At 56.8% G+C, this 17433-nt stretch carries 11 protein-coding genes and 1 pseudogene; 8 read left to right on the top strand and 4 right to left on the bottom strand.

The genetic code is table 11. From position 1 onward, the window contains the following. Positions 1–19: 19 nt before the first annotated feature. Positions 20–2521 (bottom strand): ATP-binding protein, encoded by a 2502-nt coding sequence (locus tag UB90_RS20765; RefSeq protein WP_065332074.1) that lies wholly within the window; start codon positions 2519–2521, stop codon positions 20–22. Between the two features lie 6 nt (positions 2522–2527). After that, positions 2528–3250, bottom strand: coding sequence for a response regulator transcription factor (locus UB90_RS20760; protein WP_065327058.1), 723 nt, complete (start codon positions 3248–3250; stop codon positions 2528–2530). A 236-nt stretch (positions 3251–3486) separates the two neighbouring features. Between UB90_RS20760 and phnD the strand changes: the two genes are divergently transcribed. The 8 genes and pseudogenes from phnD to UB90_RS20720 all read left to right on the top strand — a co-directional run bounded on the left by phnD (position 3487) and on the right by UB90_RS20720 (position 12198). After that, positions 3487–4467: a phosphate/phosphite/phosphonate ABC transporter substrate-binding protein gene (gene phnD, locus UB90_RS20755; RefSeq protein WP_065327059.1), complete on the top strand. Its 981-nt coding sequence runs from the start codon at positions 3487–3489 to the stop codon at positions 4465–4467. A gap of 134 nt (positions 4468–4601) precedes the next feature. Then, positions 4602–5375 (top strand): phosphonate ABC transporter ATP-binding protein, encoded by a 774-nt coding sequence (gene phnC, locus UB90_RS20750; RefSeq protein WP_009175612.1) that lies wholly within the window; start codon positions 4602–4604, stop codon positions 5373–5375. Next, a complete protein-coding gene (gene phnE, locus UB90_RS20745; protein WP_065327060.1) occupies positions 5372–6166 on the top strand; it encodes a phosphonate ABC transporter, permease protein PhnE in 795 nt (264 codons plus the stop codon). The genes phnC and phnE (UB90_RS20745) overlap by 4 nt, the downstream gene beginning before the upstream one ends. Continuing rightward, a complete protein-coding gene (gene phnE / locus UB90_RS20740) occupies positions 6166–6975 on the top strand; it encodes a phosphonate ABC transporter, permease protein PhnE (RefSeq protein ID WP_009175713.1) in 810 nt (269 codons plus the stop codon). Before phnE (UB90_RS20745) ends, phnE (UB90_RS20740) begins: the two co-directional genes overlap by 1 nt. 151 nt (positions 6976–7126) lie before the next feature. After that, positions 7127–8314 carry a pyridoxal phosphate-dependent aminotransferase gene (locus tag UB90_RS20735; RefSeq protein ID WP_065327062.1) on the top strand — a complete coding sequence of 396 codons (1188 nt, stop codon included), beginning with the start codon at positions 7127–7129 and terminating at the stop codon, positions 8312–8314. Positions 8315–8421: 107 nt separating this feature from the next. Next, positions 8422–9706, top strand: a pseudogene (tviB, locus tag UB90_RS20730) (Vi polysaccharide biosynthesis UDP-N-acetylglucosamine C-6 dehydrogenase TviB). Between the two features lie 19 nt (positions 9707–9725). Then, a complete protein-coding gene (locus UB90_RS20725; protein ID WP_065327063.1) occupies positions 9726–10676 on the top strand; it encodes an asparaginase in 951 nt (316 codons plus the stop codon). A 100-nt stretch (positions 10677–10776) separates the two neighbouring features. Beyond that, positions 10777–12198, top strand: a complete 1422-nt coding sequence (locus UB90_RS20720; protein ID WP_065327064.1) for an alanine/glycine:cation symporter family protein — start codon at positions 10777–10779, stop codon at positions 12196–12198. 46 nt (positions 12199–12244) lie between these two features. On the opposite strand, the gene UB90_RS20715 is transcribed toward UB90_RS20720, so the two are convergent. After that, on the bottom strand, positions 12245–13168 hold the full coding sequence (locus tag UB90_RS20715) for a MurR/RpiR family transcriptional regulator (RefSeq protein WP_065327065.1): 924 nt from the start codon (positions 13166–13168) through the stop codon (positions 12245–12247). 65 nt (positions 13169–13233) lie between these two features. Further along, positions 13234–17295 carry a PEP/pyruvate-binding domain-containing protein gene (locus tag UB90_RS20710; RefSeq protein WP_227512147.1) on the bottom strand — a complete coding sequence of 1354 codons (4062 nt, stop codon included), beginning with the start codon at positions 17293–17295 and terminating at the stop codon, positions 13234–13236. Between the last annotated feature and the right edge of the window lie 138 nt (positions 17296–17433).

Genomic DNA, 17433 nt, shown 5'->3' with positions numbered 1-17433 from the left:
TAATCCGAAACGGGCATGCCTAAGCCTGCGGATGCAGCAGGTCTTTTATCTTTGCGGTGGTCATCGGTTTTTCAATTCGACCGAGATGGGCCACATCCTGGAGAGTGGCGGGCATGCCAGTGATCCGGCGGGTCGACATGACTATGAGTTGGCAGTCCGGGCGTTTGTCTTTTGCCAATTCCAGTATCTCCCAGCCGGATGCGCCGTGATCGAGATTAAGATCACTCACCACCAAATCGAGCAGGGGCAATGTCCTGAGCGCTTGCGCGCCGTCGTTATAGGTTGGTGCCTGATGCACAGCCCATCCAAGCTGTGTCAATATCTCGACCGTGGACCGCAGATGGCCGGGATCATCGTCCACCACCAACGCATGACCGGAGCCATTGCGAGCCTGCGCTAAGGGTCCTGCCTCTGTGTGTCCCGTAAGTGGCGGAAAGGACAGGCGTATCTCTGTTCCGATGTTCTCTTGTGAGGACAGCGACATTTGCCCCCCGGACTGGTGAACGAAACCGTCAACCATAGACAGGCCCAGCCCGGTGCCATTGCCATCGCTGCGATGCGTAAAGAACGGCTCTGTCGCGTGCTGCAGAACCTCTGGTGCCATGCCACATCCTGTATCGCGGATGCTAATACATGCTCCGTCCGTTGCGTCACGCGTGACTGCTATGTGGATACTGCCCGCCTCGCTGATGGCCTGTCCCGCGTTGACGCATAGATTAAGAATCGCGCTTTCCAACTGGCCCGGGTCAACCTTGGCCAGAACCGGATCGACGGGTAGGTCGAAATGCAGCGCGACACTCTCAGGGAGGGCGATCTCCAACAGATCTGCCATGCCCTCGATCAGTTGAGCCACATCGGTGACCTGCGGTTCCAGATGCTGTTTGCGTGCAAAGGCCAGCAGGCGCTCTGTCAGCGACACACCGAGGTCTAGCGCGGCGCCGATGCGTTCGCGTACGCGACTTGCGTTTTCTTCGGTCGCCGTGGACAGCAGGTGCATATTGCCAGAGATGCTCGACAGGATATTGCCAAAATCATGCGCAACCTCGCCTGTGACCTTGCCAAGTGTCTCTACGCGGCGGATTTCTTCCAGCCGTTCATCGATGCGCTTGCGTTCAGTGGTTTCCGACAACAGCCAGACCGCCCCCCCATCAGGCAGCGGAGAATGGCGCAACTCCAGCACATGGCCGGAGGCATCGGCATATTCCTCAAAGCCACCGCGTTCATGTGCGGTGGCTTGGCGGGTGAAGGCAGACCGCGCGATCAGATCATCCATCCGTAATGGTGGCGCGCTCTTCTCTGACGTCACGCGGAGGAGTTTGCGAAAGTTCTCGTTCTCCGCCTCGATCTGACCATCGACTGATGTAATGGCGACACCATCCTGAATGTTGCGAAACACGCGGGAAAACAGCGCATTTTGGCGGCGAATTTCACCGGTGCGCCGATCAAGTTTTCGAGCGTTGTCGCGAAAGACCTGAAAGGCGGCAAACAGCTGACCGATCTCGTCATCCGAGGCCCGCGCGCGTGGAAGGTCGTTGCTGTGATCCCCGGCTGCCAATGTGCGCATGGCATTGGCAATACGCCGCAAATTCCCCGCCACATATCTTGAGACATAAAGAGACGACGTCACAGCCACCAGCAAACTCATCGCAGTGAAAATCAGAAATGACTTTTTTGCGATACCAAGGTTGGAAGAGGTCTCCGCACGCGCCTGCGATAGGCGGGCTTCGGCCTGTGTGACCTTCTCTTCGGCAAAGGTGGAGATGCGGCCCGCCTCCTGACGAATGCGAAACAATGCGTTCTCCGCATCAAGGCGCGCTGCAAGCTCATTGTGTTTGAGGACGAACAGCCCGGCGCTTCTCGCGACCGCTTGCTGAATTTCTGCGAAGGTCTGTTGGTGGACGGGCTGAATTCGAGGCGTGATCTGTTCACGCAATACCCTGTAACGGCGTGCAAATTCGCCGAGTTCGATCAACGCCTCTGCCCGTCCGGCACCAAGTGCACTGGCGGTGAGTTGCTGCAACTCCGCCCAGATCTCACGTTCAGCGAGCGGCAGTGATCCGTCACCGGCGTGCCTGCGTGCACGCTGATTGAGGCGCAGCATATCTCTGTCGATGGCGGTGAGATCAGCTTTGCGTGCAGTTTGCGGAACCAATGCGGTGGTCAGGTCTTCGATCGCGAGGCTTAGGCGTGCCAGAGGAAGATCCAGCGCCGGATCACTTGCCGCATGAGCCTCAATGAGGCGCAGGTTTTCGCGCACGTTTTGCGCTTCTTGTTCCAGCTGAAACGGTGGGAAGAGCGCGTATAGAAACGGTGCCGAGGTTGCGAGGTCAGCGGCGCGACGCGATAGGTCCAATGCGTCGGAGACTTCGCTCAACGTGTCTTGATGCAAGACATTCATCCAAAGTTCAGTGCGATTCAGAACGCGCAAACCGATGACACTCACCAGTAAGATGAGCGCAAACATCACTGCGATTGCAGCGGAAAGGCGAAAGCGGACGCTGAGACTTGAGAGTGCAAACATAGCAGATCAGGTCGCGGCCAGATGAAAGATGTACCCCTGCGCGCGACGCGTCTGTAAATGAACGGGTTTTGAGGGCACCTTTTCGATCTTGCGACGCAGGCGCAGGATCAGCACGTCAATGGTGCGATCCACATAGCGTTGCATGTCAGACCCGAGCTCTTCCAGAAGCTCGGGGCGCGGGATCACCCGGTCCGGGTTCTTGGCAAAATATTCCAGCAAGCGGTATTCGGCATTGGTGAGCGGGATCTCCTCACCTTCGGCGTCAAGCAGGCGGCGAGACTGGACGTCGATCCTGAGAGTGCCAAAAGCGATGTCTTGCCCGGGAGAGACACTTGGCCGGGCGGTGCCATGACCATACCGGCGCAGCACCGCGCGGATGCGGGCCACCAATTCGCGCGGGTTGAATGGCTTGATCAGGTAGTCATCTGCGCCTGTTTCCAGTCCGATGATCTTGTCGATCTCATCTCCGACGCCTGTGAGCATCACAATCGGGATTTCATAGCGTTCGCGAATATGGATCGCCAGTGTCAGGCCAGACTCGCCGCGCAGACGCAGATCGATCAGCGCCAGATCTACCGGCGGTGGGTCTCCAAGGGCGTGAAAACCCGCGATGTCAGCACAGCATATTGGTGCAAAGCCGCTGTCGCGCATCAAGGCAGACAGGGTTTCACGCATATTCGGATCATCGTCCACGATGGCAATAAGCGGCTCACTTTTATCTGCCTGCATGTTCCCCTCCTGATGATCTGAGCCTGATCGGTGTTTCTATTGAGTGCTGCAAATTAGCACGAGGTTTAAGTCCCTGCGTTTGCATTTGTAATATTGTTAACATTAAACCGTCGTTTCGATTGTTCCGTTAACAGAACGCGCCTCGCATCGGGTCTGGTGTCGCTCCTATCGTGCTGGGGTCTGCGCCATGCCTTCGCGAGAGTCGTTGCGGGGTGGGCGACATAAGGGAGGACACTATGACGAGAACTATCACCCGTGCCGCTGCAGCTCTGGGCATCCTGTCCGCAAGCGCATTTGCGGCAGCCGCTGAAGATTGTGCCGAGCGTGGCGCATTGGACGTTCTGTATTGCGACGCCAATGGCGATCTGGTTGCAGATACGCCAACCGATCCGGCGGAACTGAGCAACCCCGACACGCTGGTCTTTGCATATACACCGGTTGAGGATCCTGCAGTTTATGCCGACATCTGGGAGCCGTTCATCGCGCATCTGGAAGAAACAACAGGCAAGGATGTTCAGTTCTTTGCGGTGCAGTCTAACTCTGCCGAGGTTGAAGCTATGCGCTCTGGCCGTCTGCATGTGGCGGGTTTCTCCACCGGACCAACCCCATTTGCGGTGAACCTCGCAGGCGCTGTGCCTTTCGCCATCATGGGCGCTGAGGATGGTCAGTTTGGCTACAAACTGCAGGTCTTCACACAGGCTGATAGCGACATCAAGGATGTGAAGGATCTGGCTGGTCGCCGCGTCGCGCATACCTCGCCGACTTCCAACTCCGGCAACCAGGCGCCGCGCGCGCTGTTCCCGGATCTCGGAGCGGAGCCCGACAAGGATTACGAGGTGATCTATTCCGGCTCGCACGACCAATCGATGCTGGGCGTGGTTGCGGGCGATTACGATGCCGCACCGGTGGCGTCGGAAGTGGTCGATCGGATGGCCGAACGTGGTCTTTATGATCCTGCAGACGTGCGCAAAATCTGGGAAAGCGATCCGTTCCCAACAACTTCGTTCACTCTTGCACATAACCTCGACCCGGAACTGGCGGAAAAGATCAAAGAAGCGTTCTTCTCCTTTGATTTCGAGGGCACCAAACTGGGCGACGAGTTTGAGGGCGTGAGCAAGTTCATCCCGATCACCTATAAGGATCAATGGGCGGTTATCCGTCAGATTCAAAAGTCCAACGGCGTGGAATATACCCCTCAGGGTCTCGCCGGGAACTAATCCCACCAAAATCGAAACAGCCCGGTCAGCATTGGTCTGGCCGGGTGCTTTTCGCGGCCTCCCGTGCGTCTCTGCCTCCTGTGCCAGAGGGCATCGCGGCAGAGGCAGGGCCGCGCTATGTCCGGGAGACCGCCATGCTGAAGATTTCCAAACTGACCAAACGCTATGGATCGGGTGATCCTGTGTTGAAAGAACTCGATCTGACTGTGGAAGGGGACCAGCTCACTTCCGTGATCGGCTCGTCGGGCGCAGGTAAAAGCACATTGCTGCGCTGCATTAACCGTCTGGTGGAACCCACGTCCGGGTCCATTGATCTGAACGGTACAGAGTTTACCACCCTGAACCGCCGAGAATTGCGTGCGGCGCGCCGCCGGATCGGGATGGTGTTTCAGAGCTTCAACCTGATTGACCGGTTGACGGTGATGGAAAATGTACAGTCCGGGCGGTTGGGCTATATCTCGACGTGGGCGGCACTCACCCGGCGCTACCCGCGCGAAGATATCCGCCACGCCTATGAACTGATGGAACGCGTGGGGATCGCCCATTACGCCGACAAACGCGCCGACGAGTTGTCTGGTGGTGAACGCCAGCGGGTTGGTGTGGTGCGCGCGTTGATGCAGCGCCCCGAGATCCTGCTGGCGGATGAACCAACGGCCTCGCTCGATCCCAAGACCTCCGAACAGATCATGTCGCTGCTGCGGGATCTGGCCAGCGAGTTGAAACTGCCAGTGATCATCAACATTCACAACGTCACCGAAGCCAAGGAATACAGCGACCGCATCGTAGGTATGCGTTATGGTCGGATCATCTTTGACGATTTGCCCGAGAAATTGGGCAAGGGCGAGATGGACGAGATTTACGCAGGGGTGCCAGCAGAGGACCGTGCGCAGGTCGGGGCGGCGGCATGAGCGCGATCAAGGACACATGGAGCAAGCCGCCGTTCATTTCCAACCCGCTTGTGCGTTACGGATTTTATGCTGCGGTCGCGATCTACTTTGTGGTGACACTCGCTACATTGCCTATCGATTGGGCGCGCGTTTCAGACGGTATGACACGGGCCCAGCGGATTTTCAGCGGGGCGTTCCCGCCCAGCTTTGAGCGTTCGGGATTGTTGATTGATGGCTTTCTGGAAAGCCTGAAAATCGCGATCCTTGCCACCGTGGGCGGTATTGCAATCTCGGTGCCATTGGCGTTCATGGCGGCAAGCAACATTTCGATCCGTCCGATCTACCTGTTGGGCCGGGGCATCATCATTGTCGCGCGCAGCTTTCACCCGGTGATCGTCGCGATCATTTTTGTCAAGGCCGTGGGTTTTGGCCCCTTTGCGGGTGCGCTGACGCTGGTGGTCTACTCTGTCGGATTTGTCGCCAAACTGCTCGCAGAACGGATCGAGGAAATCGACTTTGGTCAGGTAGAGGCCATGCGCTCCGCCGGGGCGGGGTTCATCGCCACGCTGGCCTATGCGGTGATGCCGCAGATCATGCCACGTCTGGTTGGTTTGGGGATCTATCAGCTCGACAGTAACCTGCGTGCCTCTGCCGTGGTGGGGATCGTAGGTGCGGGCGGGATCGGCGCGACCCTCGCCAATGCCTTTGGTCGCTATGACTACGACTTTGCCCTCGCCATCACCATGGTGATCGTCGGCGTGATCCTCGTCTCCGAGGCGGTGAGCGGATTTATCAGAAAGCGGATTGCATGATGACCAGTCAGTCTTTGAACCAAACCCTCGACCACTGGTCTCGTTTCACTCTGCGTCAAAGGGTGATGCGCTATGGTGGTTTTGCGCTGACCTTGCTGGTCGTCGCATGGGCCCTGAGCAGTATCGATGTGATCTGGGAATGGGTCTGGGATGCCCCCTCGCAGATGGGCGACCTGTTTGGCCGGATGATGCCACCCGATCCCAGCAATCTGCCCTCGATCCTTGAAGCGATCTGGCAGACGGTCAACATTGCCACGCTGGCCACGATGATCGCTGTCGTCGTCTCGCTGCCGGTGGCCTATATCGCGGCGCAGAACACCACCCCGAACAAGTTCGCGCTCTGGGTCGGTCGGTTTATCCTCGTGTCCTCGCGGTCGGTGAACACCATTATCTGGGCGCTGCTGTTTGTGGCAATCTTTGGCCCCGGTATCGTGGCGGGCATCGTAGCGATCATGTTCCGCTCCATTGGCTTCTTGGGCAAACTCCTTGGTGAGGCGATTGAGGAAATCGACCGCAAGCCGGTAGAGGCACTGGAAGCCTGTGGCGCGTCACGTTTCAAAGTTGTTCTCTACGGTATTGTCCCGCAAGTGATGCCGGCGTTTTTTGCAGTGGCCATCCTGCGCTGGGATATCAACCTGCGAGAATCCACGGTGCTGGGTCTTGTCGGGGCTGGCGGTATCGGAATGATCCTGCAGGGCGCGATCGACACCTTTAACTGGCCAGAAGTATCGATGGTGTTGCTTACCATTCTTGCACTGGTGGTGTTTGGTGAGGTGGTGTCTTCTTACCTGCGGAAAAAGATCCTCTGATCTGAGGGGATTATTCTTCCCCTATCAAGGCCCCGGTTCTACCGGGGCCTTTTTTATGTGCCATCTCGGACTTTGCAGGATTGTCTTTGACTTGTCGCACATTTGTATAATAGTGATCTGGTGAAATGCAGCGCGCGCGGAGACAATGGCTATGAAGACCACATCAATCACTCGTCGTCTCGCGGATCTTGGTGGGGCCAAGTGGGATTTGCACACAGCCGCAAGAGAGCGTCTGGACCGGGGTGAGCAGATTGTTGAGATGACAATTGGTGAACCCGACGTGTCATTGCCAGACGCATTGAAACGATCAGCCATTGATGGGCTTGAGGCCGGGCGGACCCAGTATTCGAATGGGCGCGGTGAAAACGGTCTGAGAGAGGCGCTAGCGGAGATTTATTACACCCGTCGCGGGCGGCGGTTTGATCGCGACAATGTCTTGTGCTTCCCGGGCACGCAAACGGCACTTTATGCCGTGATGCAAGGCGTCGCAGAAGTAGGCGATGAGGTGTTGGTCGGAGATCCGCTCTATGCCACGTATGAGGGCGTTATCCGTGCAACAGGTGCAGAAATGGTGTCTGTACCGCTCAAGCCGGAACACGGCTTTCGGATGCAGGCGGTGGATATTGAGGCACGGGTCACCAGCCGAACCCGTGCGATCTTGCTCAATACGCCGCATAATCCGACCGGTGCGATTTTACGGCCTGCGGAACTGGAGGCGATTGCCGAGATCGCGCTGAAGCATGATCTTTGGCTGATCTCCGACGAGGTCTATGAGGATCTTGTTTTTGATGGCAACAGTTTCACATCACCGCTGGCACTGCCCAATATTGCTGATCGTGTAATTGCCGTTTCCTCGATTTCCAAGTCCCACGCAGCGCCGGGATTGCGCAGTGGTTGGGCCATTGGTCCTCGGGCGTTTATGGATGCGCTGCTGCCGGTGTCTGAAACAATGCTGTTTGGCAACCAGCCTTTCATTGCGGATATGACCGAACACGCCATCCGAGCGGGATCGCCCGTGGCGGCTGGGATGCGACATCGTTTTGCCAGACGCGCAAAGTATCTTGCGGATCGATTGGAAGCTGAGACCGCGCTGCGCGTACATCGCCCGGAGGCGGGCATGTTTGCGTTGGTGGATGTGAGTCCACTTGGCATGGATTGCGATAGTTTTGCTTGGGCGCTCCTTGATAAAGCAGGGGTTGCAGTAATGCCCGGGTCGTCCTTTGGTGCTCATTTAACGCATTGGGTGCGACTTGCTCTGACGGTTGATGATGTCGCTATGACGCAGGCTGTGGACCGGATTTCCGAATTTGCGCGATCCGTTTCTGTTGCGGCAGAGTAGGGCGCTACAACACAAACTGGCGAGTGTCGGTTGAAACCTCTCCATGGCGCGTTTTATGAAGTGTCACTTCGGGTCAAGTGGACTCGTGAACTGCAGGAGAGTCCAAGATGGCAGACCACCAGCTGGCTGACGAACAGATTTGTATCATTGGGCTCGGGTATGTCGGCTTGCCGCTTGCCGTTGAATTTGGGCGCAATCGCCCTGTGGTTGGTTTTGATATCGACCAAAGTCGAATTGAAGAGTTACGTCTCGGCAAGGATCGAACGCGCGAAATCGACAGCGCGACGCTTAGATCCGCAGATTATCTGGATCTGACGGCTGAGATTTCAGAGATTTCTGACGCGTCGATCTATATTGTCACGGTGCCAACGCCGATTGATGCGACCCGTCGTCCGGATCTGGGACCGCTGTTGTCGGCGACGCGCACTGTGGCGCAAGTCCTGAAAGCTGGCGATACCGTCATATATGAATCGACAGTCTATCCCGGCGCGACCGAAGAAGACTGTGTGCCCTTGCTTGAGGAAATTTCAGGTCTCACTCTCAATATGGATTTTGGGGTTGGATATAGTCCTGAGCGGATCAATCCCGGCGATAAAACCAGACGCCTGCCAGATATCATCAAAGTAACCTCTGGTTCGTCTGCAGAGACGGCCGACAAGGTTGATGCGCTTTATGCCAGCATTGTTACCGCTGGCACATATCGCGCCGAGAGCATCCGCGTCGCCGAAGCGGCCAAAGTCATCGAGAACAGTCAGCGCGATATCAATATTGCCTTGATCAATGAGTTGGCGAAGATCTTCAACCGGATGGACATCGACACCGAGGCGGTTCTGAATGCAGCAGGCACCAAGTGGAACTTCCTTAACTTTCGTCCCGGCCTTGTGGGCGGGCACTGTATCGGTGTGGACCCGTATTACCTTACGTATAAAGCTCAGGAAGTTGGCTATCATCCAGAGATTTTAACTCTCTGGACGCAGGCTCAATGACGGAATGGGGGCCTATGTTGCGCAACAGATGATCAAGGCGATGCTGAAGCGCAGAGTGCCGGTTGTGGACTCGCGGGTTTTGGTGATGGGGTTGACATTCAAAGAGAACTGCCCGGATTTGCGCAACACCCGCGTTGTCGATGTAATCGACGGGCTGCGCGATTTTGGCGTTGCTGTTGACGTCTATGATCCACACGCGAACCCTGAAGAAGCGCGTAAAGAATATGGGCTGGAACTGATCGATACACCGCAACCCGCAACCTATGATGGGATGATCCTGGCCGTCGCACATCAGGAGTTCCGGGAAATGGGAGCTGAGGTGCTGCGCTCTTTTGGGAAAGCGGGGGCGCTTCTTTATGATCTGAAGTATGTGCTGCCCGCGACTGATGCGGATTTGCGCCTGTGATTGCAATCAGGAGGTTCAAATGACCATTTGCGTCATCCACACCGGGGGCACCATTGGAATGGCAGCTACCCCTGATGGGTTCGCACCGAAAGAGGGCGTGGTTGAGGCCGAGCTAAAGCGTCTGCACGACAGTCGTGAAATCCAGTCTGACTATATTGTTTTGACAGCCGCTCCTTTGATCGACAGTGCCAATGCCACACCTGCGGATTGGAACTGGATCATGAGGAAAATCGCGGCCCATCATGAGGCCTGCGATGGCTTTGTGGTGACACATGGCACCGATACGCTGGCATTTACCGCTGCGGCACTGGCGTTTGGCCTGAAGGGGGTGCGAAAACCCGTCATCGTGACCGGGGCGATGTTGCCGCTCACGGAATCGGGCAGCGACGGCAGCGGCAACTTACGAGATGCATTCTCTGCGGCAGAGAGGGCGGAGCCCGGAGTTTGGGTTCAATTCGCAGGGAAGTTTCTGCATGGCGCGCGTGTTTGGAAATCCCATTCGGTCGCGTTTGATGCCTTTAACGCCTCGCCGACAGATAAGGCGCCCGTTCAGCCGGCTGAGCGGTTCAGTTTCTGTGAATATGGTGATGCAACCGCGCTGATTGCAGCCGTCGCGCCCGCGATGAATGCGGACCTCATTGCTTTGGCCGTCGAACATGCGTCCGGGATCGTGTTGCGGTGTTACGGTTCGGGAACGGTGCCTGAAGGGGTGGGGCTGCGCAAAGCAATGTTGCGGGCGCGCGAAAAAGGTGTTCCGGTACTTGCGGTTAGCCAATGCGCGGAAGGTGGCATTTCCTTGGGAACCTACGCGGCGGGCGCAGTGCTGGCTCAGGCCGGTGCAATCGACGGACGAGATATGACGGTAGAGGCGGCCTATGCCAAGCTACTGCACGCCCTGTCGCAAAGCGATGATCCCGCAGTACAGCGCAAACTGCTCGAAACCCGACTTTGTGGTGAATGGGCCTTATAAATTGGGCACTTTAGGCCTTCTATCGCCGAATTGTGGCGTTGCATCCCTGCATTGAGCCACGTATTCCGCCCGCGTATCATAATGTGAGTGGAGAAACGCTATGCAAGCGCTCGAACAGTTCTTCGGAGTGATCGGAGACCTGACATGGGGATGGTCGCTGGTTCCGATATTGGTCATATTCGGCACCTTCATCACTGTCGCAACCGGTTTTGTTCAGTTCGAATTCTTCGGGCGCATGTTCCGTGTTTTGACCCGGGGCCGTACCGAATCCGGCAAGATTTCAGCACGTGAGGCACTGTTGGTGTCGGTCGGTGGTCGTGTAGGTGGTGGCAACATCGCAGGTGTTGCTGTGGCGATTACGCTGGGCGGGCCCGGTGCCGTGTTCTGGATGTGGGCCATTGCACTGGTTGGCATGGCCACCAGTCTGGTCGAATGCTCGCTTGCGCAGCTCTTTAAACGAGCGGACCCGTTGACGGGCCAATATCGTGGTGGCCCTGCACGGGCGATCCTACACGGTTTGGGTGAAAACTACCGCTGGTTGGCTGTGATCTACGCGATCTGCCTGATTGCGGCCTTTGCGCTTGGGTTCAATGCATTTCAGGGCAACACAGTGGCTGGCGCAGCAGAGGCCTCGCTTGGGATCGATCGTATGTGGTCGGCGATTTTTCTTGCGGTTATGACCGGTTTTATCGTTTTCGGCGGCATTCGCCGCATCGCCAAAGCATCTGAAGTCGTGGTGCCTGTGATGGCGGTGGGTTATTTGCTGATGGCGCTGGTGGTGATCCTGACCAATCTCGGCGAAATCCCGTCGGTGCTCAGCAGCATTGTCGCCAACGCTTTTGGATTTGAAGAAGCGGTAAGCGGTGGCATGGGCGCAGCACTTGCGCAGGGCCTGCGCCGCGGTCTGTTCTCAAATGAGGCGGGTTTGGGATCTGCGCCGAACGTTGCAGCGACAGCAGAGGTCAATCATCCGATCAGCCAAGGCATCACACAGGCATTCTCAGTCTTTATCGATACCATCATCATCTGCAGCTGTACGGCCTTTGTGATTTTGTTGAGCGATGTTTATGTGCCCGGGGCAACTGACATTGACGGTATTGCGCTGACGCAGACTGCAATGGTTTCGCATCTTGGCGAATGGACGCAGTACTTCATGACTTTTGCGATCCTGCTGTTTGCGTTCTCGTCGGTGATCTACAACTATTATCTCGGCGAAAATGCGATCACCGTTCTGACCAAAACGCCTGTGGCAACGATTGTGCTGAAAATCGTTGTTGTCGGGATCGTCTTCGTGGGCGCAGTTGCACCGAATGCCACCTCTGTCTTCTTCTTCTCAGACCCGCTCATGGGGGTCTTGGCGTTGGTGAACCTGCTCGTGCTGATGATGTTGTTCCCCATCGCGCTGCGTGTGCTGCAGGACTTCCGCAAGCAGCTCAAAGCAGGTGTTGCGCGACCGGTGCTGCGTCTGGAGGATTTCCCGGATCTTGATCTTGACCCTAGGGCGTGGCCGAACCGCGACTAAGCACAGAACAGATAAACCTGCAGGTCGCCCCAAAGGGCGGCCTGTTTTACTCTGGCGGTCTGGTCGGAGCGCGCGGCAGGCGCTTGCCGCTCCAATAGACGCCATTGTCTTGGCGGAGAGATTCATAGCGTGCAATCCGGGTTTGCGCAGCTTTGCCGCCCGCGTCGATCAGATGGGACAAGAGGCTCTCCAGGATCACCATCGCGCCCGATAGGCATCCGAAATGATGGGGAGACTGCGCGGAAAATGTGAGTTGGTGATCCGCCTGAACGCCCGGTGCAATCGTGTCGCTGTCCGAGAGCAAGATAACTGTCGCGCCCGCCTCATGCGCCATGCGGATCGCGCGGATCGTGCTGGTAGAGTAGGGGGCAAAGGTCATTGCGAACAGGCAATCCTCCGGGCCGATATCAAGCAGATCATCCGCCGCATCCCCCATATGACGCGGCACCAACTCCAACGTTGGCAGCGCCATGCGACCAACGTAATGGAAATAATACGCCAGCGCATGTGTCGACCTGCTCGCGGTGATGAAGCAATGTCGTGCAGAGGTCATCGCAGCAATGAGTGCCGCAGTTCGCTCTGGTGTCATCAGCCGAAGCGAGCGCGCGGTGATATTGAGTGCATTGCGCGCCGCGCGGGCTTGTAGCGCAGATGTGCGATCACCGGTGGCAAGCTGATCGAGCCAGTCCATGCCAAGGTCCGCTTCTCGATCTGTGACCAGCGCGGCCCGAAAGGGCGCGCGAAAACTCTCAAAGCCGGGATAGTCAAAGACTTCGGCGAGTCTGGTTAGCGTATTGGGGCTGACGCCTGCTTTGTCGGCGCTGACCCGGATCGGGTCGAGGCCGAAGTCGCCGGGGGAGTCGATTACATATTTCGCCGCCGTTTTCAGCTTCGGCGGCAGCGTTTCAATACGGGATTTTATTGTACTGAGCAGGCGGTTTGCCTGCTGTGGATCAAACGGTGTCGTCATGGCCTCATCAGATCATATGTTCTGAAGTGTGAGTACTCAAAACATATGATCTGCGCGAGGGAGTCTTAGGCGCGTAGCGCCTGAGACTCGTTGTTTTGCGGCTCAATCTCGCCGCTATCCGTCACGGTGATGATGTCACCTTGCGCCAGCGCATCAAGGCCTTGGGCGCCTACGAGCATCAGGATGTGCTTTTCGCGGGCAACAATCGCCATATGGCTAAGCCAACCGCCGACGATGCTGACCACCGCTCCGGCTTGCTGGACTTGCGGAAGCCATGCGGGATTGACCATGTGGCATACGATGATGTCGCCGGGTTCGAACCCTTCAAAGGCGTCGGGGCCATAGGCGGTCTCATCCGCCACCCGGAACACACGACCCGTTGCGTTGCCAGAACCGGCAACACAGATCCCACCCAAAGCACCATCTTCGAGCGTTTTCACAGCGCCCGACGACAGATGTTCGCAATCCAGCAAACTGAGCTGCACATTGGTGGGAGCGTGCTCGCGGCATAGCTCATCGTGACGCTGCCGTTCTTTAGCGCGTTCACGCAGGCGTTCAGGCTGCGCCCAGTCGCCGGTGAGAAGTTCTTCCATTGTAAGGTGGAACACCAACTGCCCTAGTCCATTTTGATCTGCAAAGGCGCGCAAGGCCCGGCGCATCTCGTTCAGAACCCGCAGCGCCTCGTGTTTGGCGCGCTCTTTCAGATCCTGAAATGCAATTGCCATTTCAAGGGTGTGCTTCAGGTCTTGAGGCACGCCTTGAGGCAACTGCGAAGGCTCCAAAGCCTCGTGAGAGGGGTCAAGCAGGGTGAACAATAGCCCCGGTGCCTCATGATAGCGCGGCGTTGACAGCTCATAGTCAAACATCGCCCGATGGCCCATCAACTCCAATGCGCGGGCCTGTGCGTCGTCTTCGCTGCCCTTGCATTGTGCAAGCAGACTTGCGGGCGAGTATTTTAGCTCTGCTTGCATGAGGTGACTGCGCAATGCGGGATCACCCTGCGCAGCAGAGTTGGCTTCTTGCATCGCAAAGGCCGCAAGCAGGTTGATTTTCTCGGCTTCCACGTAAATGCCGGTGACAAAGTAGTCGCGTATCTGCGAGATTGCCTCCAGCAATTTGCGCTGCGGCAGAGCCTCAAAACGCATGGCCTGCCAATCTTCGACACGATCCTGCAGCTTCGGCAATACATCGCGCTCGAACGCCTCCAATGTGGGCTGCAATTGCTTGCGCAGACGATTTGCACGATTGCCCCGCAGGTCCATTGCGAGCTTCTTCTTCATGCTAGTGTTGACGTAGGTCTTACCAAACAACCGTACGAGATGCGCATCCGGCCCTTCGGGCAGCGTGTAGGGCAGGCCGAGGGCACGGCTTGCCAGATCAAGGCTGCCGCCCGGTGCCCAGAGGTCGGTCATCAAGGAAAAAGAGAGCGGAGTGGGGCGCGGAAGCACCTCACTCATTTCGTCTTGCTCCAGAATGATACCTTCGGGATCATCGCTCGTGCTGCGTGACGCAAACAAGCGACGCCATTCCTCTGCAGCGGCCTGTTCAGACTCGCTGCCAACGGCAACGGTCGTGATGTCACGCGATTGCAGGATGTAGAATTGCCCGTCTGCCCAGGCCCATTCGATATCCTGAGCTTGATCAAACAGAGTCTCGATAGCTTGTCCCATTTGCAATAGATGTGTGGGATCAAAGGGCGGCGTCTCGGTATCGGGGGCTTGCGAGCCACTGACACGGCCAAACCGCGCGGTTCCAGGGGTTTTGCGCCCGGATACAAGATCCTCACCACATCCCTCGACCCACTCCAGCAGCATCATACCTGGTGCTTGAGGATCCTGGGTGAACAGCACGCCCGCAAAGGAGGCATCAACCATTTCCTGCACGAGGATATTGGCCTGACCCGCGCTGGCGATCTGGTAGCTGTCGGCCCGATCAGAACTGAACGACGCCAGCACGGTCTCAATGGCCTCCGCGATATTGTGCTCTTTCACGTCGAGCGCAGAGTCAAACACCCCGGCAAAGCTCTGTTCGGCGCCATCTTCGTTGCTGGCAGAGGAGCGCACTGCACATGGGTTCGGCCCAATGTATTGCCAAATCTTGCTGGCCATGTGTGCGCGTTGGCGCGCATTGGCCGCACGATACCGGGTTAGAAAGCCATCCGTTAGGACCACGGCATTTGGAACGGGGAAACCTGCTTGGGCCATATGCGAAAGGCGCAGAGCCTTGTTACCAGCCAAGGCGAGCTTGTCGGTATCTCCCAGTTTGTATGCCCCATCGGGAAGGCGAGACAGCATGCGTAGTTTATGCCCGATCCGTCTGAATGTGCCGGAGACGAACAGATACTGCGCCAGCAGACCGATAAGGCTCATACAGAGATAGAGGTTCCCGGCCGCCGAAAGTCCCATCGTGAGCACAAACAAAGCAGGCACACCGAGGCCAAGCCAAAGCACCGCACTACGACGGGATTTTGCAATCGCGAGGACAAGATAGAGCCCAGCCAATGCGCAGGTCAGTGCCGGGGCAATCCACAACGGATCCGGCGCACCTAAATCGGCAATCCAAAGAAAACCCTCAACGATCCCCGAAGAGGCGCGCTCTGCTGCTTGCAGCCCCAACATCATCAGAGGTAGGAACAACAACGCTGCCATGTTGCGCATTGGCGTAAGCCCATGCTTTGCATAAAAGCCGCGGATTGCGCGTGCTTTGCGCATGGGATCATGCGCGAGCGTGCTCTTCAGTTCGTTGAGTTCGGTTTTATGGTCGCGCAGCTTGATTTGATCCCGTTCGGATTTCAGCGCGATCGGGAGCACCATGATGCGCGAGATCAGTGCCATCACAAGAAGGCTCAAGAGCAGATGAGATTTATTGTGGCCCCATATCAGCGCCGCGCTGATACCTTGTACCGCCTTATCCCATAGTCCGCTTTCCTGTTCCGCCATCCATGTCACCACATGGGGTTTCGGAGCGGGTGGGATGAAATACTCCCATGGAACGGTGTAGCGGCCCTCAAACGGGATGCCTGCTTGTGTCAGTTCCAAACCTAACACTTGCCCCATAAAGCAGCTGCGCCGGTCATAGCAGGCGGCGACAGTCGGCACCTTGCGCAGTTTTGCGATCCGGCTTTGAAGTTCTTTTGTCGTCAGTGCCCTGAGAGGGATGTTCACCGCACCCGGCAGGTGTCCTGCTTCAAAATCCTTGGGGTAGCGGGTGTCGACGATCTGAGCCGCGCCGCTCTCCATATAGGTTTTGAAGTCTGCCGTGCTCATTAAGCGGGACTTATTTTGGTACTCTGGGATTGCGCGCAGATCAGAGAGGCTTTGTACGCGGCTGTCGGAGAACGAGCGGCCTTCAACGATCCACTTTTCGATGCCTCCCGCGATGAAGCGGCAGTCAATACCGAGCTTTGCCAGTTCTGTGCAGGTTTCCGAACTTCTGTTGCCGTTATGGCAGAACAAGACAACCTTATCGCCCGGTGCAACCGGGGGTGTTTCACGAAAGTCTGGAAACCGAATGTGTTCAGCACCGGGAAGCGTGCCCATCGCGTTTTCAGCGCTTTCGCGAATGTCGAAGAACTTCACATCCCCCTCAGAAAGGAGCGCAGCGGCGTCTTCGGTGGTGATGCCCTGAGCATGCGTCTCTTGCGCGGTGTAACTGGTCTCTTTCAACTCAGCATCTTTGATTTTTGTGCCGTCAAACTGAGCCGGGCGCGTCAGAGTTGCCTGAAGGCGCTGTTGTTCCTGCGATTTATTTCGCTGCCACTGCCAGTGATTTGCAAAGGCCAAAGCAACCGCAACTAGGATCAATGCAGAGATCGTTTTGGTCGGGTATTTTCCACCACCTGAACGGGTTTTGAGGCCCAGACGAGACGCTATGATAGCGCCAAAACCTGAGATGGTCGCTACAACCACCGCAAGAATCTGTGACAAGGATGAGACTGATCCAAGGACCAGTTCAGGTGAGGGTATCGCATAAGCAGCCGAAGGCGTTGCGGATAAAAACGCCGCAATTATGAATAAACAAAAGCAAATTTTAACCGTCCGGGCGATACAAGGCGGTAGGTTTGGTGTAATCACGAGTTGTCCTTCTGAACGGAAAGGGAACCGTTTAGCGGTTTTGGGATGCGTCATAGAAACGTCGCAATCCTTTCCAGATGGTTAATTTTTGCACGCGACGAGTGATTACCGGTTAAATTTCAATAAGTTTTCGGCTTATCTATGGCATAGAGTTGGTTGGAAACGGGCGCTCCGGGGGTGACACTCGGTCGA

It is taken from the genome of Tritonibacter mobilis, assembly GCF_001681715.1.
GTDB lineage: Bacteria > Pseudomonadota > Alphaproteobacteria > Rhodobacterales > Rhodobacteraceae > Epibacterium > Epibacterium mobile.
This window is presented reverse-complemented; position numbering and strand designations above follow the sequence as displayed.

Coding starts and splice junctions, on each gene's coding strand:
- UB90_RS20765 (WP_065332074.1), bottom strand. CDS start 2,521: ATGTTTGCACTCTCAAGTCTCAGCGTCCGCTTTCGCCTTTCCGCTGCA.
- UB90_RS20760 (WP_065327058.1), bottom strand. CDS start 3,250: ATGCAGGCAGATAAAAGTGAGCCGCTTATTGCCATCGTGGACGATGAT.
- phnD (WP_065327059.1), top strand. CDS start 3,487: ATGACGAGAACTATCACCCGTGCCGCTGCAGCTCTGGGCATCCTGTCC.
- phnC (WP_009175612.1), top strand. CDS start 4,602: ATGCTGAAGATTTCCAAACTGACCAAACGCTATGGATCGGGTGATCCT.
- phnE (WP_065327060.1), top strand. CDS start 5,372: ATGAGCGCGATCAAGGACACATGGAGCAAGCCGCCGTTCATTTCCAAC.
- phnE (WP_009175713.1), top strand. CDS start 6,166: ATGACCAGTCAGTCTTTGAACCAAACCCTCGACCACTGGTCTCGTTTC.
- UB90_RS20735 (WP_065327062.1), top strand. CDS start 7,127: ATGAAGACCACATCAATCACTCGTCGTCTCGCGGATCTTGGTGGGGCC.
- UB90_RS20725 (WP_065327063.1), top strand. CDS start 9,726: ATGACCATTTGCGTCATCCACACCGGGGGCACCATTGGAATGGCAGCT.
- UB90_RS20720 (WP_065327064.1), top strand. CDS start 10,777: ATGCAAGCGCTCGAACAGTTCTTCGGAGTGATCGGAGACCTGACATGG.
- UB90_RS20715 (WP_065327065.1), bottom strand. CDS start 13,168: ATGACGACACCGTTTGATCCACAGCAGGCAAACCGCCTGCTCAGTACA.
- UB90_RS20710 (WP_227512147.1), bottom strand. CDS start 17,295: ATGACGCATCCCAAAACCGCTAAACGGTTCCCTTTCCGTTCAGAAGGA.